The sequence below is a fragment of the Burkholderia sp. genome, from assembly GCF_018375725.1.
Lineage (GTDB): Bacteria > Pseudomonadota > Gammaproteobacteria > Burkholderiales > Burkholderiaceae > Burkholderia.
Genome location: NZ_JAHACR010000287.1, coordinates 1 through 5342 on the forward strand (window position 1 = coordinate 1; position 5342 = coordinate 5342).

General features: G+C 66.5%; 5 protein-coding genes and 1 pseudogene. 3 read left to right on the plus strand and 3 right to left on the minus strand.

Annotated elements, in window-relative coordinates:
• Positions 1-721 (plus strand): oligopeptide/dipeptide ABC transporter ATP-binding protein (locus KH616_RS20830; protein ID WP_292250418.1); only part of this gene is annotated, 721 nt, incomplete at its 5' end.
• Between the two features lie 155 nt (positions 722-876).
• Complete coding sequence (locus KH616_RS20835) at positions 877-2484, plus strand: OprD family outer membrane porin (protein WP_292250420.1); 1608 nt, start codon at positions 877-879, stop codon at positions 2482-2484.
• Positions 2485-2538: 54 nt separating this feature from the next.
• Here the strand turns inward: KH616_RS20835 and KH616_RS20840 are convergent, their stop codons facing one another.
• Entirely contained in the window at positions 2539-3528 is a 990-nt protein-coding gene (locus KH616_RS20840; protein WP_292250422.1) for a DedA family protein/thiosulfate sulfurtransferase GlpE, read from the minus strand.
• A 127-nt stretch (positions 3529-3655) separates the two neighbouring features.
• Positions 3656-3925 (minus strand): hypothetical protein, encoded by a 270-nt coding sequence (locus KH616_RS20845; protein WP_292250423.1) that lies wholly within the window; start codon positions 3923-3925, stop codon positions 3656-3658.
• A 346-nt stretch (positions 3926-4271) separates the two neighbouring features.
• Between KH616_RS20845 and KH616_RS20850 the strand changes: the two genes are divergently transcribed.
• Complete coding sequence (locus KH616_RS20850) at positions 4272-4772, plus strand: GNAT family N-acetyltransferase (protein WP_292250424.1); 501 nt, start codon at positions 4272-4274, stop codon at positions 4770-4772.
• Positions 4773-4913: 141 nt separating this feature from the next.
• Here the strand turns inward: KH616_RS20850 and KH616_RS20855 are convergent.
• Positions 4914-5342 (minus strand): annotated as a pseudogene (locus tag KH616_RS20855) (GntP family permease); the annotation flags it as partial.

The following is a 5342-nucleotide window of genomic DNA, read 5'->3' on the forward strand; positions in this document are numbered from 1 at the left end:
GGCCATGCGCCGCGAAGTGCAGATGATCTTCCAGGATCCGCTCGCGTCGCTCGACCCGCGCATGACGATCGAGCAGATCGTCGCCGAGCCGCTCGTCACGCATCAGCCCGGCATCGGCCGCGCCGAAGTGCGCCGCCGCGTGCTCGCGATGCTCGAGCGTGTCGGGCTGAACGCGCATCACTTGCTTCGCTATCCGCACGAATTTTCCGGCGGGCAGTGTCAGCGCGTCGGCATTGCGCGCGCGTTGATCGGCGAGCCGAAGCTCGTGATCTGCGACGAGCCCGTGTCGGCACTCGACGTGTCGATCCAGGCGCAGATCGTGAATCTGCTGCGCGATCTGCAGCGCGAGCTGTCGCTGTCGTATCTGTTCGTCGCGCACGATCTCGCGGTCGTGAAGGCGATCAGCCAGCGCGTGCTGGTGATGTATCTCGGCCGCGTAATGGAGTTCGGTGCACGGCACGACGTGTACCGCGTGCCGCAGCACCCGTACACGCGGGCGCTGCTCGATGCGGCGCCGACGCCGGATCCGGTGCGCGAGCGCGCACGGCGGCCGATGCTGCTGTCCGGCGAGATGCCGTCGCCGCTGAATCCGCCGTCCGGTTGTGCGTTCCGCACGCGCTGCCCGGACGCGATCGATGCGTGCGCGCAGGACGTCCCGCTGCCGGAGATGCGGGGCGGTTCGGCGGCGCGCGTCGCCTGCATCCGCGCGGGTGCGGGCTGACACGGAAACAATCAGGCTGGCCAACAAACGGAGTAGATGCGGCGCGGACGAACTTCGCGCCGCGGTATGGGCACGTCCTTGATCGGGCGGCCGGGGTGGTGCCGGGAGCAGATCGCGACCGGCGGAGAGACGTCAACACAAAAAAGAGAACCGTAATGAAAAAGCACAGGAAGATCGGGGCGGCATCGAAGGCGGTGCTGCTTGCTTGGGGACTGCCGGCGCTCGCCGGCGTCTCGCTGACCAGCATCGCGTACGCCGATGACGCGGCGCCCGCACCGGCGGCGACGGCGCCGGCCGCTGCGGACGCCGGCGCCGCCGCGACGGGAACCGCCGTGACGACCCCGCCCACGTCCAAAGTGGACAAGGCGCGCGCACTGGTCAAGCGTGTGGAGGCGGAACATGCGGCCGCCACGAAGGCAAGCGCGAGCGACGCCGCCGCGCCGGGCGCGCGCGTGGCACCGGAAGCGACCACGCCGAACGCCGTGGTCAACGCCGAAGACAAGCAGGCCGTCGAGCCGCCGGAATTCGTGTCCAGCCAGGCGAAGTCACATGGCCTGATCCAGGACAGCCACCTGAACTTCCTGTTCCGCAACTACACGGACATGCTCGACCAAAAGGGCGGCCCGCACCGTCATGCATGGGTGCTGGGTGCGCAGGCGAACTTCGAGTCCGGCTTTACGAAGGGCCCGATCGGCTTCGGCTTCGATGCGTCGCTGTATGGGGCGTTCAAGCTCGACGGCGGCAGGGGCGCCGGCAGCATGGTGCACATCGCGAAGGGCGGCGGCGGATCGAACCAGACCGCATGGGCGTATCCGGGCATCTACGACGTGAAGGCGCGCGTTTCCGAGACGGTCGTCAAGTACGGTCTGCATGCCGTCGACAACCCGTTCCTCGAGCAGCACGACAACCGCGCGCTGCCGCCGACGTTCCTCGGCGCGTCGATCGTCAGCAACGAATTCAAGAACGTGATGCTCGAAGCGGGCAGCTTCACGAAGGTCGACGCGCGCGGCCATACGACGCTGACCAACCTCACGACGTCGTACGGCGGCACGCGCATCGACCGGTTGACCTATCTGGGCGGCACGTGGGACTTCTCGTCGGACGGCGAGCTGGCGCTGTACGCGGATCAGGCCGACGACGTCTGGCACCAGTACTACGCATCGGTCAAGCAGAGCATCGGCAGCCCGAAGACGGTCAAGCTGACCGGCTTCGGCAACGTCTACTCGACGCACGACACGGGCGATGCGCGTCAGGGCAAGATCAACAACAATGCGTACAGCCTGTCGATCGCCGCACAGCACGGCCCGCATGAACTGCTGGTCGGCTATCAGCAGATCCTCGGCGACCAGTTCTTCGACTATCTGAACGAGACGAACGGTATCTTCCTCGTCAACTCGATGGACGTCGACTACAACGGTCCGCACGAAAAATCGCTGCAACTGCGCTACACGTTCTACGGCAAGGAGGCGGGCCTGCCCGGCTTCAAGGCGCTGGTGTGGGGCCTGACCGGCTGGGGCATGGACGGCAGCGCGGGCGCGGCGGCCGATCCGTCGCACTCGAGCATCTACTGGGCGAATGGCGCACCGGTGCACGGTCGTCACCACGAGTTCGGCTTCATCCCGTCGTACACGATCCAGAGCGGCAAGCTGAAGGATACGAAGTTCACCTTCATGACGATGTGGCACGTCGGTTCTTCGCATACGGCGGACCCGACGAGCAAGATGTTCCGTCTGGTCGTCAAAGTGCCGGTGAAGGCGTTCTGATCCCGGCCGGCGCCGCCGCGGCGGGCGCGCGCTGCCTCGCGGCGGCGCGCGTGCTCAGGCGGGCTTGTGCACGCCGGCGACCGGGTCGGTTGCCGGCGTGTCATTCTCCAGCGACGTGAGCCGATGGCCGGTGTCGCGCCACGCATCGAGGCCGCCGCGCAAGGCCAGCGCCCCGATAAAGCCCGCGTCGGTGAGACGCTTGGCCATCAGCGCCGCCGACACCTCGTTCGGGCACGAGCAGTACACGACGAACTTCTGCGTCAGCGGATAGCGCGCGACGATGTCCTCGATGTGACGTTCATCGGCGAACTGGGCGCCGGGAATCGCGAACGGATCGAGCGTGCGGTGTTCGTCGGAGCGCACGTCGAGAATCACCGGGGCAGTCGTATCCTGCAGCAGCATGTCGAGCTCGTCGACGCCGATCCGTGCGTTCGCGAGCTGGCGGATCAGCGCGCGGCGGCGCATCCACCGCACCGCGGTGTAGGCGGCAAGCAGCGCGACCACGACCAGCAGCGCCATGCGGCCGAGCTGGCTCGCGCCCGCGAACAGCCAGTCGATCTGCCGATAGAACACGAGGCCGGCGATCAGCCCGCAGAGCGTCCACAGCGCGGCGCCCAGCGCATCGTAGCCGGCGAACGTGCGGTAGCGCGTGCCGAGCGCGCCCGCCATCGGCACGGAGACGAGCGACAGGCCCGGAATGAAGCGGGCGACCGCCAGCACGCGTACGCCGTAGCGGCCGAAGAAGCGCTCGGTCTTCTTCACGCAGCTGTCGCGCGACAGCGACAGCCGGCAGATCGTTTTCAGCGTGCTGCCGCCAAAGCGGCGTCCGGCGAGATACCAGACGGTGTCGCCGATCAGTGCGGCGAGCACGGATATCGCCAGCACGGTCGTCAGTTGCGCGCCGATCGTCTCCGGATGCATCGCGGCCATCGCACCGAACAGTACGAGCGTCGGCATGGCCGGCACGGGCAGCCCGACCGCGGCGGCGAGCACATTGGCGAATATGAGTAGCGGCCCGTATTGGGCGACGAGGTCACGGAGCATGACGGCTGGCTGAAAGGCAACGCGCGGACGGCGCGAAGATGAGCCGATTATCGGCCATTTTCAGATCAGCGGCAGGAAGAACGCGGCGTGAGCCGGCGCGTGGCGCGCGGCTCATGGCGCGGACAGGTCAGGAGGAGGTGCGCGCGAGCGATGCCGCGCCGTGGTTCTCGCCGGGCAGCTCGGCGCCGTGCGAACGGATCGCCGCGATCAGCTCGGCGGGCGTAATCTCGTAGCGGATCTCGCGATGAATGCCGGGCTTGCGCTCGTCGACTTCGACCAGCAACACGCTCTTGCCGTCGCTCGTCGCCTCGAGCCGCAGCGAACGAAGCTCGCGACCGTCGGCCGAGTCGTGTTCGGTGAGCAGGGTCATTGCCCCGGATGAGCCGGTAGTGCGCATCGAACCTATCCTCGTATCGTTCTTGCCGTGAAGGCGGAAGTGTCGTTATCGCAAACTGCTGGGAGGCAGTTTAACGCGAACCGGCCGCATGGACGGAGCATTTTCGCACGATGCGGGGCGCCGGCCGTGTCGTCGATCTGTCTGATGTTTGGCGTCGTGGGCGGAGGTTTCGTTCATCCGGCCGAGTGTTGGCGTCGGCGCGAACGCGGCGGGCGGCGTGTCTTTTCACGTTCGGGACGGCGATCGATTTGATGCGCGTGAAATCGGATAAGCTCGATACTCCCCCAAAAAAACAGCGAGGCGCGACGAAAGAGATCCCTTTGCCGCCGCGCCACCGAGAACAATCATGACCGACATGACAATCCGGCACACCGAGACGAAAGACATCGAGGCGATTCGACAGATCGCCGCGCACCCGGCGGTTTATGCGAACACGCTGCAGGCACCGTTTCCTTCCGTCGAAAAATGGCAGCAGCGGATCGGCGCGATGCTGCAGGCGGGCGTCAGTCTCGTAGCGGAGATGGACGGTGAAGTCGTCGGTCATCTCGGGCTGCACCGGGAGCCCAACCCGCGCCGAAATCATGTGGCGGGGTTCGGGATGATGGTCAAGGCTTCGCATCACGGGCGCGGCGTCGGCAACCGGATGCTTGCCGCCGCGATCGACCTCGCGGAGAACTGGCTCAACATCACGCGTCTCGAACTGACCGTGTTTGTCGACAATGCGGCGGCGATCGCACTGTACGAGAAGCACGGATTCCGGATCGAAGGCGAGTCGCCCGATTTCGCGTTGCGCGACGGCAAGTATGTCGCGACGTATCACATGGCGCGGCTCAAAGGCCGGCAGTGAATGGTGTGCTGCGGGCGTGCGGCGCGTCGCACATGCCGGCCGCGCCGATGCGGGCGATCTGGGCCACGCGCATAAAAAACGCTCGCCGATTCGGGTGACCGGCGAGCGTTTGCTTGATTGCCTTCGGGGAGACGGCAGGCCTTACACGAGACCCGTTGCGTAGTACACGGCGATCACGAAGAACACCGCCATCGTCTTGATGACCGTCACCGCGAAGATGTCGCGGTAGGACTCGCGGTGCGTAAGGCCGGTCACCGCGAGCAGCGTAATGACGGCGCCGTTGTGCGGCAGCGTATCCATGCCGCCGCTCGCCATCGCGACGATCCGGTGCAGCACGTCCATCGGAATATTGGCTGCCTGCGCGCCCTTGATGAACAGATCCGACATCGCGGCCAGCGCGATGCTCATGCCGCCCGATGCCGAGCCGGTGATGCCGGCGAGCGAGCTGACCGACACGGCTGCGTTGACGAGCGGATTCGGGATGCTCTTGAGCGCATCGCCGACCACGAGGAAGCCCGGGAGTGCCGCGATCACGCCACCGAAGCCGTACTCCGATGCCGTGTTCATCGC

Bases quoted from the DNA above. Each gene is read 5' to 3' on its own strand.
- KH616_RS20835 (WP_292250420.1), top strand. From the start codon at position 877: ATGAAAAAGCACAGGAAGATCGGGGCGGCATCGAAGGCGGTGCTGCTT.
- KH616_RS20840 (WP_292250422.1), bottom strand. From the start codon at position 3,528: ATGCTCCGTGACCTCGTCGCCCAATACGGGCCGCTACTCATATTCGCC.
- KH616_RS20845 (WP_292250423.1), bottom strand. From the start codon at position 3,925: ATGCGCACTACCGGCTCATCCGGGGCAATGACCCTGCTCACCGAACAC.
- KH616_RS20850 (WP_292250424.1), top strand. From the start codon at position 4,272: ATGACCGACATGACAATCCGGCACACCGAGACGAAAGACATCGAGGCG.